The sequence below is a fragment of the Bacillus sp. FSL K6-6038 genome (genome assembly GCF_038050455.1).
Lineage (GTDB): Bacteria > Bacillota > Bacilli > Bacillales > Bacillaceae_G > Bacillus_A > Bacillus_A pseudomycoides.
Map to the genome: position 1 here is coordinate 4,913,344 of NZ_JBBOUH010000001.1, position 19,974 is coordinate 4,933,317.

The 19,974-nt window shown below is 38.2% G+C and carries 18 protein-coding genes; 1 reads left to right on the plus strand and 17 read right to left on the minus strand.

Features of this window, described 5'->3' with window-relative positions; genetic code table 11:
- Positions 1–2: 2 nt before the first annotated feature.
- The 15 genes from NSQ40_RS26015 to NSQ40_RS26085 all read right to left on the minus strand — a co-directional run bounded on the left by NSQ40_RS26015 (position 3) and on the right by NSQ40_RS26085 (position 16,899).
- A complete protein-coding gene (locus NSQ40_RS26015; RefSeq protein WP_001190078.1) occupies positions 3–461 on the minus strand; it encodes an NUDIX hydrolase in 459 nt (152 codons plus the stop codon).
- A gap of 244 nt (positions 462–705) precedes the next feature.
- Positions 706–1,407: a LutC/YkgG family protein gene (locus NSQ40_RS26020; protein WP_018783320.1), complete on the minus strand. Its 702-nt coding sequence runs from the start codon at positions 1,405–1,407 to the stop codon at positions 706–708.
- The gene (locus NSQ40_RS26025; RefSeq protein WP_003201883.1) at positions 1,388–2,821 is read right to left on the minus strand and encodes a LutB/LldF family L-lactate oxidation iron-sulfur protein; all 1,434 of its coding nucleotides are present in this window, start codon (positions 2,819–2,821) and stop codon (positions 1,388–1,390) included. Before NSQ40_RS26025 ends, NSQ40_RS26020 begins: the two co-directional genes overlap by 20 nt.
- A gap of 16 nt (positions 2,822–2,837) precedes the next feature.
- Positions 2,838–3,563, minus strand: coding sequence for a (Fe-S)-binding protein (locus tag NSQ40_RS26030; protein WP_003209079.1), 726 nt, complete (start codon positions 3,561–3,563; stop codon positions 2,838–2,840).
- A gap of 214 nt (positions 3,564–3,777) precedes the next feature.
- Positions 3,778–4,587, minus strand: coding sequence for a DUF368 domain-containing protein (locus NSQ40_RS26035; RefSeq protein ID WP_003201878.1), 810 nt, complete (start codon positions 4,585–4,587; stop codon positions 3,778–3,780).
- 173 nt (positions 4,588–4,760) lie between these two features.
- A complete protein-coding gene (trxB, locus tag NSQ40_RS26040) occupies positions 4,761–5,717 on the minus strand; it encodes a thioredoxin-disulfide reductase (protein ID WP_003201876.1) in 957 nt (318 codons plus the stop codon).
- Positions 5,718–5,794: 77 nt separating this feature from the next.
- Positions 5,795–7,306, minus strand: coding sequence for a tetratricopeptide repeat protein (locus tag NSQ40_RS26045; RefSeq protein WP_003201874.1), 1,512 nt, complete (start codon positions 7,304–7,306; stop codon positions 5,795–5,797).
- A gap of 131 nt (positions 7,307–7,437) precedes the next feature.
- Complete coding sequence (locus NSQ40_RS26050) at positions 7,438–7,959, minus strand: acyltransferase (protein ID WP_003201873.1); 522 nt, start codon at positions 7,957–7,959, stop codon at positions 7,438–7,440.
- Positions 7,960–7,980: 21 nt separating this feature from the next.
- Positions 7,981–8,619, minus strand: a complete 639-nt coding sequence (gene ppaX / locus NSQ40_RS26055; RefSeq protein ID WP_003201871.1) for a pyrophosphatase PpaX — start codon at positions 8,617–8,619, stop codon at positions 7,981–7,983.
- A gap of 65 nt (positions 8,620–8,684) precedes the next feature.
- Positions 8,685–9,497 carry a prolipoprotein diacylglyceryl transferase gene (lgt, locus tag NSQ40_RS26060; RefSeq protein ID WP_003201869.1) on the minus strand — a complete coding sequence of 271 codons (813 nt, stop codon included), beginning with the start codon at positions 9,495–9,497 and terminating at the stop codon, positions 8,685–8,687.
- 23 nt (positions 9,498–9,520) lie between these two features.
- Positions 9,521–10,450, minus strand: a complete 930-nt coding sequence (gene hprK / locus NSQ40_RS26065) for an HPr(Ser) kinase/phosphatase (RefSeq protein ID WP_016112515.1) — start codon at positions 10,448–10,450, stop codon at positions 9,521–9,523.
- Between the two features lie 163 nt (positions 10,451–10,613).
- Positions 10,614–10,988, minus strand: a complete 375-nt coding sequence (locus tag NSQ40_RS26070; protein ID WP_018765105.1) for a phage holin family protein — start codon at positions 10,986–10,988, stop codon at positions 10,614–10,616.
- A gap of 319 nt (positions 10,989–11,307) precedes the next feature.
- Positions 11,308–14,178, minus strand: a complete 2,871-nt coding sequence (uvrA, locus tag NSQ40_RS26075; protein ID WP_003201864.1) for an excinuclease ABC subunit UvrA — start codon at positions 14,176–14,178, stop codon at positions 11,308–11,310.
- Positions 14,179–14,183: 5 nt separating this feature from the next.
- Positions 14,184–16,160, minus strand: coding sequence for an excinuclease ABC subunit B (gene uvrB / locus NSQ40_RS26080; RefSeq protein WP_003201862.1), 1,977 nt, complete (start codon positions 16,158–16,160; stop codon positions 14,184–14,186).
- A gap of 310 nt (positions 16,161–16,470) precedes the next feature.
- Positions 16,471–16,899: a DUF4362 domain-containing protein gene (locus tag NSQ40_RS26085; RefSeq protein WP_003201860.1), complete on the minus strand. Its 429-nt coding sequence runs from the start codon at positions 16,897–16,899 to the stop codon at positions 16,471–16,473.
- Positions 16,900–17,113: 214 nt separating this feature from the next.
- Here NSQ40_RS26085 and NSQ40_RS26090 point away from each other — a divergent pair, with 214 nt between their 5' ends.
- Entirely contained in the window at positions 17,114–18,523 is a 1,410-nt protein-coding gene (locus tag NSQ40_RS26090; RefSeq protein ID WP_003201858.1) for an amino acid permease, read from the plus strand.
- Between the two features lie 19 nt (positions 18,524–18,542).
- Here NSQ40_RS26090 and NSQ40_RS26095 read toward each other — a convergent pair whose 3' ends face one another.
- Both NSQ40_RS26095 and NSQ40_RS26100 read right to left on the minus strand, forming a co-directional pair.
- Positions 18,543–19,154 carry a hypothetical protein gene (locus tag NSQ40_RS26095; RefSeq protein ID WP_033796549.1) on the minus strand — a complete coding sequence of 204 codons (612 nt, stop codon included), beginning with the start codon at positions 19,152–19,154 and terminating at the stop codon, positions 18,543–18,545.
- Positions 19,151–19,912, minus strand: coding sequence for a MerR family transcriptional regulator (locus NSQ40_RS26100; protein ID WP_033796548.1), 762 nt, complete (start codon positions 19,910–19,912; stop codon positions 19,151–19,153). The genes NSQ40_RS26095 and NSQ40_RS26100 overlap by 4 nt, the downstream gene beginning before the upstream one ends.
- Between the last annotated feature and the right edge of the window lie 62 nt (positions 19,913–19,974).

Consider the following 19,974-nt stretch of genomic DNA (forward strand, 5'->3'; position numbering starts at 1 on the left):
GTTTAGCTCGGATCCAATCGATATGAAAGTAATTCAAAATCTGGTGTATATACAAACGTACCGTAGATTATTCCATTTCCTTTAATTAAATAATCAATAATGTGATAATCTCCTGGTGCCATTGCTAACTCATCAATTTTATCAAATGTATGCCAGCCAATGATGCCTTCTTCGCTTTCCAATTTGTTTTCTCCTGCAAAATCTGTCGCTAAAAAGGAGAACATCATCCATTCAGAAACAACTTTATCACCTTCTTGAATGACAAAAGTGAAGACCCCCTTTAACGCTGGGTTCTTTAAATAAATACCTGTTTCTTCACGATATTCGCGAACAACGGAATCTCTTACTGTTTCACCGCGTTCCATTTTCCCGCCCGGTGCAACCCACCAGTTCCGACGAGGTTTTTGTAATAGGAGAACTTCATTATCTTTGATTAACACACAGTTTGTTACTCTTTGCATGTTTCTTCACCTCAGCTACTTATGATGAATTTCTTCATCACATACTCATTTCATTATACTATCAAAAACACTTTGTCACAATGAAGGAGCTCCCGGCCTAAAGAAACAAAAAAACGATGGAAATTAATTCCCATCGCTGTTGGATTACAAAATAGAATCCCTCACAATTGGCATATCTTATACGCAATATACAAAGATCAAGTCAAATCTTTTAACTCATTATTTGGTAAGGAGACGTAAATCCTTATTGATCATCCACAATAATATACGCTGTTCTGATTGGCCCATGTACACCTACGACGAGATTCATTTCAATATCTGCACTATTTGACGGACCAGAAACGAAATTCACACAAGCTGGCAATTTGTCTCCCGCTTTATTTTGATGGTGAATGACTTTTGTAGCCTGGGTTAACCTTGGCACAATCGTACTTTTAGGAACAATTGCAATATATGACTCAGGAAGAAGACTAACGTGCCTTCCTTTTAATCCATCATTAAATAGAACAACGGTTCCTGATTCAGCAAGAGCGATATCACTGAACGTAATGCCAAGGTCAGCAGCTTTCGCAAATTCTATGTTCTCTTCTTTATGATCTAAGCCCCACTTACGAAAATGCATTGTACCTTCATTGCTTAAAAATTGACTGAGACCATATTCCTCAAACCGTTCATCATTAGAATACACAGCAGATTGAATATTCCATTCTGTGAGAAAAGATTGTAATGTTTCAACAAGCCTGGCCTTTGTTGTTCGCTTAACTTGTGTATGGATTACCTCGCATTGCTCTATTAATTTCAATACAAGTTCATCTTGTGTTAATCCGTCAAAAACAGTCCACTGCGGAGAAAAAGACCAGTTCGGTTTTTTTACTGCTTCCGGACGTTTTCTGCCAAGCTTTTCTGATAATTGGAATAAAAATTCCTCACGATTTTGGATGGCCATTATCGTTCTCCTTTTCACGTTTTTTAAACCAATCTCTAAACGGTTGTTTTTCTGGAACTGGAAAATCTCTCGCATCCGTCCAAGCTTTTAACGGACCGATTCCACGCTCGATCTTGTCCCCTTTTGTAAGAGGCTTTAATGCATACGGAGCGGTCTTTGCAGCAAGAGAAAATAATCTGGAGCTATTCACCGCTTTTTCAAAACCTTTCATAGCAACGTTCCAAGCCACAGGTGATTGTTTCGCTTCTTCTACAATGTGGCGGCGATGTTTAATTAATAAATCGTGTAACGGTATTTTCACTGGACACGCTTCTGTACAAGCTCCACAAAGGCTAGATGCATAAGGTAAATCTTTATATTCATCATATCCTCCTAAAAGTGGTGTCAACACAGCTCCAATCGGTCCTGGATAAATGGAGCCATACGCATGTCCACCGATATGCCGATATATGGGACATACATTAATACATGCCGCACAGCGAATGCACTGAAGGATACTTTGAAATTCTGTTCCTAAAATATTAGAACGACCATTATCAACAATGACTAAATGAAACTCCTCAGGTCCGTCTGTCCCACCGGGCTCGGTTAACCCTGTAATATAACTTGTTAACTTTTGTCCTACAGAACTTCGGCATAGAAGTGTTACTAATACATCAAGCTCTTCCCATGTTGGAACAATACGTTCCATTCCCATAACTGTAATTAACGTTTTCGGAAGCGTCGTGGTAAGTCTTGCATTTCCTTCGTTTGCCACGATAGAAATAGATCCAGACTCTGCAACAGCAAAGTTACATCCTGTCACCCCTACATCCGCTGTAAAGAAATCATCACGCAAATAATCCCTTACAAACCTCGCCATTTCCGTAGGATCAGATGTTCCAGTATAATCTAACTTTGTTTTAAATATTTCACAAATGTGTTCTTTATCCTTATGAAGACACGGAACAACAATATGTGATGGAGGATCGTGGTCGTTCACTTGCAGAATAAATTCGGCAAGGTCCGTTTCTAACACTTCTCCTCCAGCCTCTTCAATCGCTTCATTTAAACTAATCTCTTCCGTTACCATAGATTTTGATTTCACAATTTTTTTCGCGTTTTTCTTTTTTACAATCCCTTTTACATATTCCCTTGCGTCTTCTGCAGTCTTTGCAAAATAAACAAAACCACCATTTTTCTCAATATTTTCACTCAGTTGATACAAATAATAATCAAGGTTTTCTAATGTATGCTTTCGAATTTCTTCCCCTAAAGCTCGCCATTCCTCCCAATTCCCAAGACTCTCAGTAGCTTTTAATTTCTTGCCTCTAAGACCATCTTGCGCTTTCCTGACAGCCTGTCTCATGAATTGATCCCCTATACCTGTTTCAGCACGCTTATGAAAAGGATCATTCCCAATTTTCATTCCCATCTTTATATCCCCCCTCTTATTTTCGATCTTCATTTAATACTTGAGCAATATGCTTTACATCAATTGGATAACCATTGCGTGTTAAACGTCCTTTTATATTCATTAAGCAGCTACAATCCATCCCGATTAACAGTTCTGCACCGGTTTCCATAATATGCTTTACTTTTTCATCGACCATTTGCTCAGAGATTTCTGGCATTTTCACTGAGAATGTGCCCCCAAATCCACAGCAATCATAATTATGTGGTAACGAAACAACTTCCAGTCCCTTTACACATTTTAATAATTTTTGCGGCGGTTCCTTAATCCCCATTAATCGGCTCATATGGCAAGATGTATGAACCGTTGCTTTTTTATGAAGCTCCGCACCTAAGTCTTCTTTCCCTAATACTTCAACAAGAAACTGTGTGAATTCATATGTTTTATTTGCAAGTTCAGTAGCTTTTTTCTTCCACTCTGCTTCACTTTCAGAAAATAAACTAGAAAACTCGTGAACCATCATAGCGCAAGATCCTGATGGCGCTACAACATATTCCGAATTAGCAAAAGCATTAATCATATGTTTTGCAGCTGTTTTTGTTTCTTTATGATAACCGCTATTATAAGCAGGCTGTCCGCAGCAGGTTTGGTCTTTAGGGAAATCAACTTCACACCCTAAATCTTCAAGAATTTCCACAACATCTTTTCCTACTTCTGGATAAAAAACATCTGCAACACAAGTGATAAATATTGACACTTTCATATTTGACACCCCCAAATAAAGTAAAGTAGCCCATCATGAATTGTACTTTTACAGGTGGTTTACTTTCCTACCAAATGTTAAGGGGCAAGATAAAGCAGAAAAGTAAGCTCAAGTAACTTTTTCACCAAAACGATCGCTTTCGTATATTCTTGGTAAAAAATACAAAAAATATAAATACAAATAACAAAAAAAGTGATTGAGAGCTATCTCTCAATCACTTTTTCTTACTAAAATACGATACAATCGCAAACCCTAAAATAAACGTAATAATAGAACTTACAATCGACATACCACCGGCTGGAATCCCAGGAAACACTACTGCAATCGATCCGATGACAAGCCCAATAATTGCAGCGAATGTTGCACTTTTAAAATGTGCTAATAAGTAGCTAATCCCTTTACTACTCACCACAAATCCAACCATAACACCTGCACCAATGACTGCAATTAGCGGTAGGTTTAATGTTGTTAATGCATTAATCGCTGTTGGATATACACCAATGATTAATAAAATAAATGATCCGCTAATCCCTGGAAGTAGCATAGCCATACTCGCCATCCATCCTGCCAAAAATAGCCCAATTGTATTTAAAATTGTTAACGTAGTAATTGGATCTGCCGCTTTATCTGGCTTAAAGAATGCTGTTACAGCTACAAGAGCCGCTGCAACGATTAGTATAACAATATGTCCTGCTTTAAATGTTTCCTTTGCATTCGCTTCCTTCATTAACATTGGTAAAATACTTAAAATTAAACCAAGGAAGAAAAACTGTGTTGGCTCATAATAATATTCCAGCAAATACTTAATCACATGACTTAATGTTAAAAGTGCCACCGCCACACCAGCAGCAAGCGGAATTAAAAAGCCTAAATGTTTTTTCCATTCACGACTAAAGAATCCGCTAATTGCCGCAAGCAATCTTTCATAAATCCCTAGTACAACAGCAATTGTCCCGCCGCTTACACCAGGAATTAAATCACTAACTCCCATACAAAAACCACGGTATATATTACGCCATTCCATACTGAATAAACTCCTCATTTCCCATAATCATTTTTTCCGTAGATTCTAGTATAACAATAACCATTTGTGTGCTCCATGAGAAATTTGACAAATATTTTACATTCCAAACGAAAAATAAAGAAAGCTACCTTCTATACGAAGGTAGCTTTCTTCTTCGAAAAGGATTTACATCCTTATTTTTCTGTTACAGTTTTTAATTCCTCTAACAACTCTTCTACGTAGTGCTGTGCACTTTGTGCTGCAATACTGCCATCGCCAGTTGCAGTTACAATTTGACGAAGCATCTTTTCGCGAACATCACCAGCTGCGAAAATACCAGGAACTTTTGTTTCCATGCGTTCGTTTGTTTCGATATAACCATTTTCATTTGTAATGCCCAGCTCAGTAAATGGTTTTGATAATGGTAACATTCCGATATAGATAAAAGCACCGTCTGCTTTAAATTCTTGTTCTTCACCAGTGTTAACATCTACAAGTGTTACACTACCTACCTTACCATTCTCTTCGTTAATTTCTTTTACAGTATGATTCCAAATGAAGTCCACTTTCTCATTTTGGAAAGCACGGTCTTGAAGAATTTTCTGTGCGCGAAGAGCATCACGACGGTGAACGATTGTTACTTTTGATGCGAAACGTGTTAAATACACACCTTCTTCAACAGCAGAATCTCCGCCGCCAATAACAACAAGTTCTTTCCCTTTAAAGAAAGCGCCGTCACATACCGCGCAATATGATACACCACGGCCGCCAAGTTCTTTTTCACCTGGTACACCGATCTTTTTATACTCTGCACCACTTGCAACGATAATTGCGCGTGTTTTGTATTCTTTTTTACCAGCTACAACTGTTTTGTATTCTTTGCCATCGATGACTTCTTTCACATCACCATATGCATATTCAGCACCGAATTTCTTCGCATGCTCGAACATTTTATTTGATAAATCGGGTCCTAAAATAGATTCATAACCTGGATAGTTTTCTACATCTTCTGTGTTTGCCATTTGTCCGCCTGGAATACCACGTTCAAGCATAAGCGTGCTTAAATTTGCACGAGACGTATACACTGCAGCTGTCATCCCAGCTGGCCCAGCACCAATAATAATGACATCATAAATTTTTTCTTCTGACACACTATTCACTCCTATTCATTCCTACCATAACTTACCCTCATTATACTGTTAGCATCTGTTTTTTCCCAATGATTTGCCTACGCGTGAGTACGCTTTACTACTTGCACATATTTTCTCACAGTTGCCACAGATACATTATATATATTTCCAAGTTCGGCCTGTGTCATTTTATTTCTCTGTTCTCCGCGCACAATATACTCGATTGCCGCAGACCAACCAAACACGTTTGTAAATACCGTCCCAGATGTATATAGGCGTATAAAAGTACAAAACCAAAAATGTAAGCACTCTTCAATCAATTCATCTTCTTTATTTGTATAGTTATATAAGGCATCCGCAATCCGAATACATTGTTCAAACGGTTGTAACTCGCTCGGAATACTCTTATGACTGCTCATTAAAAAGAAGTATTTTGCCAGTTGCGAAACAATTGGCACACGATTTTTCGCCTGCGTCACATCAAAGAAAAAGCCAATCTTCTCAGGTGTTGTTAATTCATTCATTAAATACAGTGCTAACATTTGCTCTTCTAACGTTGTACTTTGCTGGAAAGATTTCCTCAGCTCTTCAAACAAAACATTCTGTCCTTCATCAGCTAAATGCAGGGCATTCCACGGCTCTTTCCCTTTTTTATCAGGGTGTAATTCTACAACAGATTGCCACATCTTTTCCGCTGTCTGTTGATCTTTTATCATATAAGCAGAGTATGCAAACCAATAGTAAAAGCTGACATCTCCTTCATAACCTTGACGCTTTAATAACCTTAACCATTTATATGCCGATGCAAAGTGACCAATTGTCGCGAATGTTGTTCCTAGCTTTAATCGATGCTCAAATGACATCGGATATACGGATTCTAGTTGCTTCGCTAACGCTTCTACTTGCTTATGCTCTCCAATTGAATATAGAAAAATAAGCGTATTACATAACGCATGCATATTACCAGGATTTTTCTCTAAAATCATCTCTGTTAACTTTAATGCTTTATCTACATTTCCTAACTGAAAATGAGCAATTGCTAAATTATTATAACCCGACCAAAATTCCGGATAATCTTTCGTAACAACTTCAAGTGTAGCAATTGCTTCTTCTAATTGTCCGTTGCGAATATAACGGTTCGCTTGTTCCTGCATGACAATTAACTCATCTTCATCTTCAAACTCTTCCGCATCCATTGATTCTTCTTCCATAATTTCAAGCAATTCTAACGTCTCTTCCACAAATTCCTTCTCTGTAGCTATCTCTAAATATTGCTCCGCATACTTCTTCGCCTGCTGAAACAAGCCAAGATATGCGTAATTATTTGCTACAAAATAATAGCACTGTTCAATATTAGAATTCGAACGAATCAGTTTCAAGAAAATTTGATTTGATTCTTGATACTCACCGACTTCCGATAATACCGTAGCTAATTGACATAAAATAAACGGCTCTTTCTCACTTTGTGCCGCTCTTCGAAAATATTTAATCGCATCTTGTAATTTATGATTGCGATAAGACTTCATCCCTTTTTTATAAAAGAAATCAGCTAATTGATTAAAAGAGATAACTTGTCCGTTCTCCTTAAATATTCTTTGATTTTTCCCCATATATCCTCCAGTTTTTTGTTTTCTTCGTTCATACCTTCTTCTATTTATAAGTATAAACGATTCCGTAAAAAACAAAACAGTATATTATAATCAATTATTTCCTTTTTATTCATAAAAAGAGAAGGGAAATGTTACATTTTTAACATTGACTTTCTCCTCTCTGCCATCTCTTCCTTCGTATAAATGATACGCATTGGATTTCCACCTACAAAAGCACCGCTTGGTACATCACGGTGAACAAGCGTACCTGCTGAAACAATAGCACCGTCCCCAATCTTCACACCTGGCAATACAGTGGAATTTGCTCCAATCATCACTTCATTCCCTATGATTACTTCTCCAAGACGATATTCCGTAATTAAATATTCGTGAGCTAAAATCGTTGTATTGTAGCCAATTATTGAATTTGCTCCAACTGTAATCTTTTCTGGAAACATAGTATCAGGCATAGCCATAAGTGCAAATGATGTTTGCTCTCCGACTTTCATCCGTAAAAACGTGCGATACAACCAGTTCTTCACGGATAAAAATGGCGTATAGCGTGCAATTTGAATAACAATAAAATTTTTCATTACCTTAAAGAAGGATACTGTTTTATACACATTCCATAATGAATTTGCTCCTGAAACAGGGTAGCGCGTTGTCCGTCGCACTTTGCTCTCTCCCCTTATCTACTATTCAGACAAAATGGATAATAAATCACTCATTCTATCTAGTACATAATCCGGCTTATACGATTCTAAGTACTCTCTACCTTTAATCGTCCATGCCACTGCCGCTGTTTTCGTACCTGCGTTTTGTCCGCCTACTATATCATGATGGTTATCACCAACCATTAATGTTTCTTCCGGTTTTGCATCCAATAGTTTCAATGCTTTTTGAATGGGTTCTGGATGTGGTTTCACGTGTTCTACATCATCAATTGTTACAACAACATCAAAGAACTCCTTTAATTTTGAAAGCTTTAAACCCATTTCTACTGTTTGTCTCGCCTTCGTGGTCACAATTCCAATTTTATAACCTTGTTTCTTTAATTCCTGAACGGTTTCATAGACAGTTTCATATTCTTCCACTAGTTCATCATGATGGTCATGATTAAACTGACGATAGCACTGAATCATCTCATCTACCTTGCCCTCATCCATTGAACGAAACGTCTCATGCAAAGATGGACCGATAAATGGCAATATATCTTCGCGCTTATACTGATCTGGATAGTACTTATTTAACGTGTGTAAAAAAGAAGAAATAATAAGTTCATTTGTATTTATTAATGTTCCATCTAAATCAAATAACACTGTATTTATTTTCATATGCTCGATCCTTTCACTGCCTGAATATGAAAGAAGCAGCATCTCATATAAGATGCTACTTTTCTCTAGTTTTCTGAATATCTTTTATCAGCTTGCCCCATTATACGTCTCACAATAATGAAAATGATAGAAATAACAACAAGCCCGATGGACATCACTTGCGCAATGCGAAGCGGTCCTAACATTAAGCTATCCGTACGTAAGCCTTCCACAAAGAAACGTCCAACTGAATACCAAATTAAATACGTAAAGAATAATTCACCACGGCGTAAATTCGCTTTGCGTAATAACAATAATAGAATTACACCTGCAAAATTCCATAATGATTCATATAAGAACGTTGGATGATAATATACACCATCAATATACATTTGATTCACAATAAACTCTGGTAAATGTAAGCCTTCTAAAAACTGTCTTGTTACTTCACCGCCGTGAGCCTCTTGGTTCATAAAGTTCCCCCATCGGCCAATTGCTTGTCCAAGAAGAATACTTGGTGCTGCAATATCAGCCAGCTTCCAGAAGGAAATACCGCGTTTTTTCGCAAAGAAAATCCCCGTAATCACCGCTCCGATTAAACCACCATGAATCGCCAATCCACCTTGACGAATATTAATAATTTGCCTTGGGTCTTGCACATAATATTCCCACTCAAAAATAACATAGTATGCGCGTGCGCAAATAATCGCAATTGGTACCGCAATTAAAACAAGATCGACAAAAGTATCTTTTGGAATACCTAATCGTTCACCCTCGCGCGTAGCTAGCCAAAGTCCAAGCAAAACACCTGTCCCAATAATAATCCCATACCAATAGACTGGGAACGGTCCAAGTTGAATCGCTACACGATCTAGCTGTGGTACAGAACCTAACAGCATATGTATGACCTCTCTCTCCTAATTTATTCTTGATTTCCTAGTTCAATCGCACTCATTAAGCGCTCAGAAAATTGTTGTGCTGCATTGACTCCCATTCGTTTTAATCTGAAGTTCATTGCTGCTACTTCAATAATAACAGCCAAGTTTCGGCCAGGACGAACTGGAAGTGTAATCTTCGTAAGTTCTGTATCTATAATTTTCATTTTCTCTTCATCAAGACCTAGACGATCATAGTTTTTCTTTTGATCCCAAATCTCAAGATTAATCACAAGTGTAATACGCTTGTAGTTTCGCACAGCCCCTGCACCAAATAACGTCATGACGTTAATGATACCCAGACCACGAATTTCTAGTAAATGCTCAATTAAATCTGGCGAGCTTCCTACTAACGTATCTTCATCTTCTTGACGAATTTCTACGCTATCATCCGCAACTAAGCGGTGACCGCGTTTAACAAGTTCAAGTGCTGTTTCACTTTTCCCCACGCCACTTTGACCTGTAATTAAAACACCAACGCCGTAAATATCTACTAATACACCGTGAACGGCAGTTGTTGGTGCTAACTTACCTTCTAAATAATTTGTTAAACGACTTGATAGTCTTGTCGTCGTTTGGGAAGAGCGTAAAAGAGGCACACCAAACTCACGTGATGCTTGCAATAATTCTCCAGGTACATCTTGACTACGCGTTACGATAATACACGGCGTTTCTTCTGTACAAAGAGCTGTCATTCTTTCTTGCTTTTGCTCAGTTGTTAATGTATCAAAAAAAGTAAGCTCCGTTTTTCCAAGAAGCTGTACGCGATCTGCTGGATAATATGTAAAGAATCCTGCCATTTCAATTCCAGGTCGCGATAAATCACTTGTATCAATTGGACGATGAATTCCTTCCTCACCACTTACTAATTCCAATTGAAATTGCTCAATTAAATCTTTTGTCCTTACTTTCGGCATATGTAAACCTCCACTCCGCTGCGGGTTCATTCTCATTTGATGTAAAATTCCATTCTAACCGATATTGTACCATTTTTTTCTGAAAACAAGAAATATGGTTTCTACTAAATAGAAAAAAACATTTCATGAGATTCATGAAATGTTTTTCTTTTTGTCATTTTTTCTATTTTTTCTCAGATAATGGCTCGACAATTACTTTATCAATCAGCATATTTAAAATAGAAATACAAATTGCCGCAAGAATTGCTACACCAAATCCTGATATGTTAAAAGCATCACCTAACAAAGAATCTGTCATCTCTAATGTAATTGCATTAATTACAATTAGGAAGAAACCAAATGTTAAAACAGTAATCGGTAACGTAATTAAAATTAATAACGGTTTTACAAATACATTTAAAATCGACAAAATAACGCTCGCGATAATCGCGGTTTGTATGTTTTCTATGTAAAATGCGTCTGGTGCAATTCCCTTTAGAAGACCTGATACAACAATTAATACGACGCTATTCACAAGAAGTGATAGAATCCATCTCATTTTCTTACACATCCTTTTGATATATATACTTAATCATACGCTAATGGATAGCAAACGCCAAGTAACCATAAAAAAAAGCGAGGGAAAACCTTTCTTTTTTTTGGGGAAGAGAGCATCCACCCATGCATAGGAGGTTCGCCCCATGCCATGTGAAAACAGAGGGAGGAAATGAGTAGGAGTCTCCTTTTGGCTTCGTAGCCGTGATTTGTATGCTGAAAATCGAAATGAGTTTATATAACAACTTATTCCAGCCCTTATACTTGTATACCTGTCACGCTAAATCCTCTCCCAAACAAAAACAAGGAGCTAGCCAATTGGCTTAGCTCCCTACCTCAACCTCATTCATCTTCTCTTTCATACGAGCCGTATCACGCTCTAAAATCTCTTTTAAATACTTCCCTGTATAGGAACGCTCTTCTTTTACAACTTGCTCCGGCGTACCTGACGCAATGATTTGACCACCTTTGTCTCCGCCTTCTGGACCAAGGTCAACAATGTAATCTGCTGTCTTAATTACATCTAGGTTATGCTCGATAACAAGCACAGTTTCCCCACTTTCAACAAGGCGCTGTAATACTTCTAGAAGTCGTGCAATATCATGTGCATGTAAGCCGGTTGTCGGCTCATCTAAAATATATAACGTACGACCTGTAGAACGGCGATGTAATTCAGATGCAAGTTTCACACGCTGCGCTTCACCACCCGATAATGTAGTAGCCGGCTGCCCTAATTTCATATAGCCTAGCCCTACATCTACAAGCGTCTGCAACTTCCGTTTAATTTTCGGGATGTTGGCAAAGAATTCTACCCCATCTTCAATCGTCATTCCTAGTACTTCAGAAATGTTCTTATCTTTATATTTCACTTCTAACGTTTCACGATTATAACGTTTTCCATGACATACTTCACATGGAACATATACATCCGGTAAGAAATGCATTTCAATTTTAATAATCCCATCACCGCGGCAAGCCTCACAACGGCCACCTTTCACGTTAAAACTAAAACGTCCCTTTTGATACCCGCGTACTTTTGCTTCATTCGTTTGCGCAAACACATCACGGATATCATCGAAAACGCCTGTGTATGTTGCTGGATTCGAGCGCGGTGTACGTCCGATTGGTGATTGATCAATATCAATAACTTTATCTAAATGCTCAAGGCCTTTAATTTCCTTATGAGCTCCTGGCTTACTTTTCGCCTTATATAATTTCTGTGCTAACGATTTATATAGAACTTCATTGATCATCGTACTTTTTCCTGATCCAGATACGCCGGTTACTGCTACAAATGTCCCAAGCGGGAATGACATCTTCTCATTTTTTAAGTTATTTTCTTTTGCACCAATAATCTCGACCTTACGCCCATCCCCTTTACGTCTCTCAAGTGGGACCGGAATAAATTTCTTACCGCTTAAATATTGCCCTGTTAATGAATTATCATCATTCATCACTTCATCTGGCGAGCCAGATGACACAACTTGCCCACCATGAATTCCTGCGCCAGGGCCAATATCAAGTAAATAATCGGCCGCCATCATTGTATCTTCATCATGTTCAACAACGATTAGCGTATTTCCTAAATCACGCATTTCCTGTAGTGTACGAATCAGGCGATCATTGTCACGCTGATGTAAACCGATAGAAGGTTCATCAAGAATATACAATACACCAGTTAAACGAGAACCAATTTGCGTTGCAAGACGAATACGCTGTGCTTCCCCACCTGATAATGTTCCTGCTGCACGGCTTAATGTTAAATAATCAAGTCCAACGTTAATTAAGAAACTTACGCGCTCTTTAATTTCACGTAAAATTAAACGAGCAATCTTTTCTTGTTTTTCTGTCAGTTCAATGCCCTCAAAGAAATCATAAACTTCTTGAACAGAGTACTTCGTTACATCCGCAATCGTTTTTCCGCCAACAAAAACAGCTAAGCTTTCTGGCTTCAAGCGGCCGCCCTTACATTTCGGACACGCCTGCTCCGCCATATACTTCTCCATTTGTTCACGAATGTAATCAGAACTTGTTTCACGGTAGCGACGTTCAATATTTGGAATAACTCCTTCAAATAAAATATCACTTTCTTTCACTTGTCCAAAGTCATTCACATAACGGAAATAAACCTTCTCTTCTCCACTTCCGTACAACACTTTATCAAATAACTCTTTCGGTATATCCTTCACAGGCATATCCATATCAATGCCGTAATGATTACACACAGATTGCAGTAATTGCGGATAATATTGCGAACTAGTCGGTTCCCAAGGGGCAATCGCATGCCCATTTAACGATAAATCCCAATTTGGAATTACAAGTTCTAAATCTACCTCTAATTTTGAGCCAAGCCCATCACAAGACGGACACGCACCAAATGGGCTATTGAAAGAGAACATACGAGGTTCTAATTCACCGATCGAAAAACCACAATGCGGGCAAGCATGATGCTCACTAAATAAAAGCTCCTCTTCTCCAATCACATCAATTAATACACGACCTCCACCTAGTTTCAATGCACTTTCAAGAGAATCTGCAAGGCGGCTTGCAACCCCTTCTTTCACAACGATACGGTCAATTACGACTTCAATGGAATGCTTCTTGTTTTTATCTAACGTAATTTCTTCAGACACATCAAGCATTTCTCCATCAACACGAACGCGAACATAACCTTGTTTCTTTATATCCTCTAATACTTTCACGTGTGCACCTTTACGACCTGATACAATCGGTGCTAACACTTGTAATTTCGTGCGCTCTGGATATTCCAAAACACGGTCTACCATTTGTTCTACCGTTTGTGATGTAATTTCAATCCCGTGGTTCGGACAGATTGGTGTCCCAATACGCGCAAATAATAGGCGTAAATAATCATAAATCTCTGTCACCGTTCCGACTGTTGAACGCGGGTTACGACTCGTCGTTTTTTGATCAATTGAAATTGCTGGCGATAACCCTTCAATTGTATCCACATCCGGTTTATCCATTTGCCCTAAAAATTGGCGCGCATACGCGGATAAAGACTCCACGTATCTGCGCTGCCCTTCGGCATAAATCGTATCAAATGCTAATGATGATTTCCCTGAACCAGACAGACCTGTCACAACAACGAGCTGATTTCTCGGAATGGTTACATCAATATTTTTTAAGTTATGCGCCCTCGCACCTTTTACAACGATAAAATCTTTGCTCACTATTTTCACCCTTCCGCTTTTAATTCTAGCAGTAAATCTCTCAACTCAGCTGCACGCTCGAAGTCTAGTGCCTTTGCCGCTTCCTTCATTTCTGCTTCCATCTTCGCGATTGTTTTTTCTCGTTCTTTCTTCGTCATTTTCTTAGCCGGCCCAGCTTCATACACTTCTGTTTCTTCTGCAGCTGTTGTTGCACGAATCACGTCACGTACTTCTTTTTGAATTGTTTTCGGTGTAATGCCATGTTCCTCGTTGTAAGCTTCTTGCTTTTGACGACGGCGTTTCGTCTCTTCAATTGCAATTCCCATCGATCTCGTTATGCGATCTGCGTACATGATTACATGACCGTGTTCATTACGCGCGGCACGACCAATTGTCTGAATTAATGATCGCTCTGAACGTAAGAACCCTTCTTTGTCCGCATCTAAAATCGCTACGAGTGATACTTCTGGAATATCAAGCCCTTCTCGCAACAAGTTAATACCAATAAGCACATCAAATTTACCAAGACGAAGATCTCGAATAATTTCAATCCGCTCTAGCGTTTTAATTTCAGAATGTAAGTAGTTTACTTTAATACCAACATCTTTTAAATAATCTGTTAAATCCTCTGACATTTTCTTTGTTAATGTCGTAATCAATACACGCTCATTTTTCGCAATGCGGTCATGGATTTCTCCTAATAAATCATCTATTTGCCCTTCAATTGGTCTTACATCAATTTGCGGATCTAAAAGCCCCGTTGGACGGATAATTTGCTCCACAACTTCCGGTGTAAGCTCTAGTTCATATGGACCCGGTGTTGCTGATACATACACAACTTGATTCGTTTTCTCTTCAAACTCTTCAAACATAAGCGGTCTATTATCCATCGCTGACGGCAAGCGAAATCCATGGTCAACAAGCACTTGTTTACGCGCTTGGTCCCCATTATACATCGCTCTTACTTGTGGCACTGTTACATGCGACTCATCCATAACAATTAGGAAATCTTTAGGGAAATAATCTATTAATGTATATGGTGTTGAACCAGCTGGACGGAGCGTCAAATGACGGGAGTAGTTTTCAATCCCCGAACAAAATCCCATCTCTCGCATCATTTCTAAATCGTAACGAGTTCGCTGTTCAATACGCTGGGCTTCTAACAATTTACCGTTATCATTTAATTCTTTTAAACGTTCTTCTAATTCTTTTTCAATATTTTCAATGGCAACTTTCATTTTTTCTTCACGTGTAACGAAGTGAGATGCCGGAAAGATTGCTACATGTTCACGTTCTGCTAATACTTCACCTGTTAAGGCATTCACTTCACGGATACGATCAATCTCATCGCCAAAAAACTCAATCCGAATACAATGTTCATCAAGCGATGCTGGGAAAATTTCAACTACATCTCCGCGCACTCGAAATGTTCCGCGTTTAAAATCAATATCATTACGACCGTACTGCACATCAACAAGTTCACGAAGCAATTGATTACGGTCCTTTTCCATACCAACGCGCAAAGAAACCACAAGTTCACGGTATTCTTCTGGCGAACCTAAGCCGTAAATACAAGAAACACTTGCTACAATAATGACATCATCTCGTTCAAATAAAGCTGATGTCGCTGAGTGACGTAATTTATCAATCTCATCATTGATTTGTGCATCTTTTTCAATAAACGTATCGGTTTGTGGTACATACGCTTCCGGTTGATAATAATCGTAATAACTCACAAAATACTCAACAGCATTGTTCGGAAAAAAATCTTTGAGTTCACTATACAGTTGTCCTGCTAATGTTTTATTATGAGCCATTACAAGCGTTGGCTTCTTCACTTCTTTAATAACATTCGAAATCGTAAATGTCTTTCCCGTTCCTGTCGCTCCAAGCAACACTTGATGTTTCTTACCATTATTAATCCCCGCTACCAGCTGCTTTATCGCTCTTGGCTGATCACCTTGCGGGGAATATTCTGAGACAATCTCAAATTGATGTTCCAAACAAAACCGACCTCCTCGTAAAAAATCTGTATTCTCATTTTACCACGAATGCCCATGAAAAAACCAAGAAAACGAACAGATATTCGGTAAAGTTTTCGACAATATAAAGTGAAACTTCCATCAGTAGGGGTTTTCTTCATCTCCACTGATGATTAATGAATCTGTCTTTTACGGGCAGTTGTCCCCCGCCTATCTTCCTCGTTTCTCTCTGAATCTTGAGATGGGAGTCTTACTGCCCGCAAATAGCGGGATAAACATAGCAAAAGGAAGGTTTCTTCTTTTTATAAGCCCCTTCCTTTTTTAATCCCATTTATTTTGCCGGTATACGAAACAGGTCATATCCATTATGACCTGTTTCTTTCACACAATCATGTAGCGTATACCTTATATCTTCACGAGTATCTTTCATTATCTTTTTACAAGTATCGGAGTAAATCCCTTTATCTTTACCAGCAAATTTATCATAAGAATTATCTACCTTATAGCTGATTTCTCTCCCAACATATTCTAGCGTTTGAAAGATTGGATCTCCTTCATGTGTATAATTCACAATGCATATTTTATCCGCTCTACCTTTTTCAACATTCATGAAGAACTTCTCGAATTTATGTAAATTAGAAATTTTATGTCCTTTTGCAATCACATCATTATTCTCGTCAATTTTACCGCCCGATTGTGAACATGCTACTAAGCTTCCAATACAAAATAGAAGACACAATGAGGCAATTCCTTTTCTCATATTAAATCCTCTCCAGCTTGTTTTGGCTTTATACTCTCATTCAACACGAGATTAACTAGAAGAACAATATTAATAGGTAGAATTTTCTAAAAAATAAATATTTACAAAAATATTATTTTACTTTAGAATACGAACTACAAAGATTCGACACGATACGACAAAACGGGAATATTTTTTTCAGAATATTATAATAACTAAGGGGTGAGGGATCTATATGAATCTATTTCGGAAAAAATCCATTTCAGCATTATTAGCACAGGCAGAACAAAAAGGGGCATCTTTAAAGAAAGAACTCGGTGCATTTGATCTCACAATGCTCGGGGTCGGCGCCATTATTGGAACAGGCATTTTCGTCCTTACTGGTGTTGCCGCAGCAGAACACGCAGGACCAGCACTTATTCTATCGTTTATTTTATCCGGTTTAGCCTGTGTATTTGCAGCACTATGTTATTCTGAATTCGCATCAACTGTACCGGTATCTGGTAGTGCATACACTTATAGCTATGCAACATTTGGAGAATTAATCGCCTGGATTTTAGGGTGGGATTTAATTTTGGAATACGGCTTAGCTTCCTCAGCTGTTGCCTCTGGTTGGTCAGGATATTTCCAAGGATTATTAAGTGGATTCGGGATTACATTACCTACCGCTTTAACAAGCGCATATAATCCTGAAGCTGGAACATACGTAGACTTACCGGCAATCTGTATTATCTTTCTAATGACATTGTTGTTAACAAGAGGAGCAAAAAAATCAGCTCGCTTTAATGCGATCATGGTAGCTATCAAACTCTTTGTTGTCTTACTATTTATCGGTGTTGGCGCTTTCTATGTCAAACCTGAAAACTGGACACCATTTATGCCGTTCGGCTTCTCTGGCGTAACAACTGGAGCTGCAACTGTATTCTTTGCTTACATCGGATTTGACGCTGTATCAACAGCTGCTGAAGAAGTAAAAAACCCACAGCGTAACATGCCAATCGGCATTATTGCTTCTTTAACAATCTGTACAATTTTATATATCGTTGTTTCATTAATTTTAACTGGAATTGTGCCTTACGATCAGTTAGGTGTTAAAAACCCTGTTGCATTTGCACTACAATACATCCAACAAGATTGGATCGCAGGTTTCATTTCTTTAGGAGCAATTACTGGAATTACAACTGTGTTACTCGTTATGTTATATGGACAAACACGTTTATTTTACGCAATTAGCCGCGATGGCTTACTACCAAAAGCACTTTCTCGCGTGAACAAGAAAACAAAAACACCTGTTATCAATAGTTGGATTACTGCAACTATGGTTGCTTTCTTTGCTGGTTTCATTCCTTTAAACAAACTAGCAGAATTAACAAATATCGGTACACTATTCGCATTCATCGTTGTATCCATTGGGGTAATCATCTTACGCAAAAAACAACCAGAACTACCGCGTGCTTTTAAAGTGCCATTAGTACCATGGATTCCTGCTTTAGCTGTTCTATTCTGTGGATACCTAGCATTGCAGCTCCCAGCAACAACATGGATTGGCTTTGCAGTATGGCTTGTAATTGGACTTGTTGTCTACTTCAGTTACGGTTACAAAAATAGTACGCTACAAAATAAACAAAAAGAAGACGTTGCATAATGAAAAAGCTGTTGTCCCATTAGGACAGCAGCTTTTTTTCTTTTTTTGGAAAAAACACATATGAAAATGTAATTACCGTATCAACTAAAAATACAATTCCCCAAACTTGACTCACACGGCTGGCTGCCTCATTTAACACAATTCCTTTTTCAAGCCAATTTCCCCACTGTTCAATCGGCACGAATCCATACATAAAGAAAAAGACAATATGAACAACGATAAACAAAACGAGATGTAAACTCCATTCTCCAATCTCCTGCTTTGTGTAAGCCCAGCCTGTTAGCTCTAGTGGTTCTTCTATATGTGTAAGTGGTTCATTCCGCCATTTCGCAACGAGTTTCTGTACACGTATATCTAATTTCTTTAAATCTTTTTTCCCATAAAAGAGTGCATATAGCAATATCACTAATGTAATGATTTGAAAGTTAGAAAACTTACCAGTTTCATAATAATCCATGACACCTAAAGCTAAAATAAAGACTTCATTGAGAAGTAACACAATGCCAGCAATGAAACTAGCTTTCCGTAATCGAAATCCGTAACGAAGTAAAAAGAAACCAATTGCTGATATCCAAAACACAATTTCTGCACCAATTAAGAAATACCAACGATACTCTGCAAGTATACTCATTTTCCGCGCTCCTTCTCATCATATATACGAAAAGCCTCATCCATATACACTAGAAGCTCCTCTTCAATTGGATACATATTCATCTTCTGCGAGTCTTCTTTTGACTTTCGTACTTCCCATAATTTATCTAGAAATGCTTCATCCCCATTTGCCATCTCCAAACACTTAGCCATTAGCTTTTTTATAGTTTCTTGCACGGCATCATGAGATGCATCCTTCCCTTCTTTCATAAAGCTGCGTAACTGTTTTAACACATCTACCCATTCTCGAACATTCTCATCCTCCTCGCTCATATTTGGCAAATTGCGAAGAAGTTTTTGCTCACCCTCTGAAAACACTTGCTTTTGAAATATTTCACGTATACGAGGAGACTGCCTCGAAAGTTGAATAAGTTCGAACATAATTTTCCAATCTAACTCTCCCTCTAACTCAGCCGAATACACAACAGCTTGTAAAATCCGTTCCATCCGATTAAACTTTTTCTGCTCTTCTTGTACAAACTCAAGCTGTTTTTCCAATGATTCTCTTAAGCTAAATTCATCTGTCATTAGTATATTCATAATCTCTTTTAACGAGAAACCCATTTCTTTTAAAAATAAAATTTGTTGCAAACGAATGACGTCCCCTTCACTATATAAACGGTGTCCACCTTCTGTTTTCTCGCTTGGTTTCAACAAATCAATTTGATCATAATAACGAAGTGTTCTTACCGTAACTCCTGTTTCCTTTGTAAGTTCTTGAATCGAGATCATTTCCATCACCCTTTCCTCTTTCATTGTAAAAGATGACGTAACGTAACTTTCAAGTGTTTTTGTAAAAA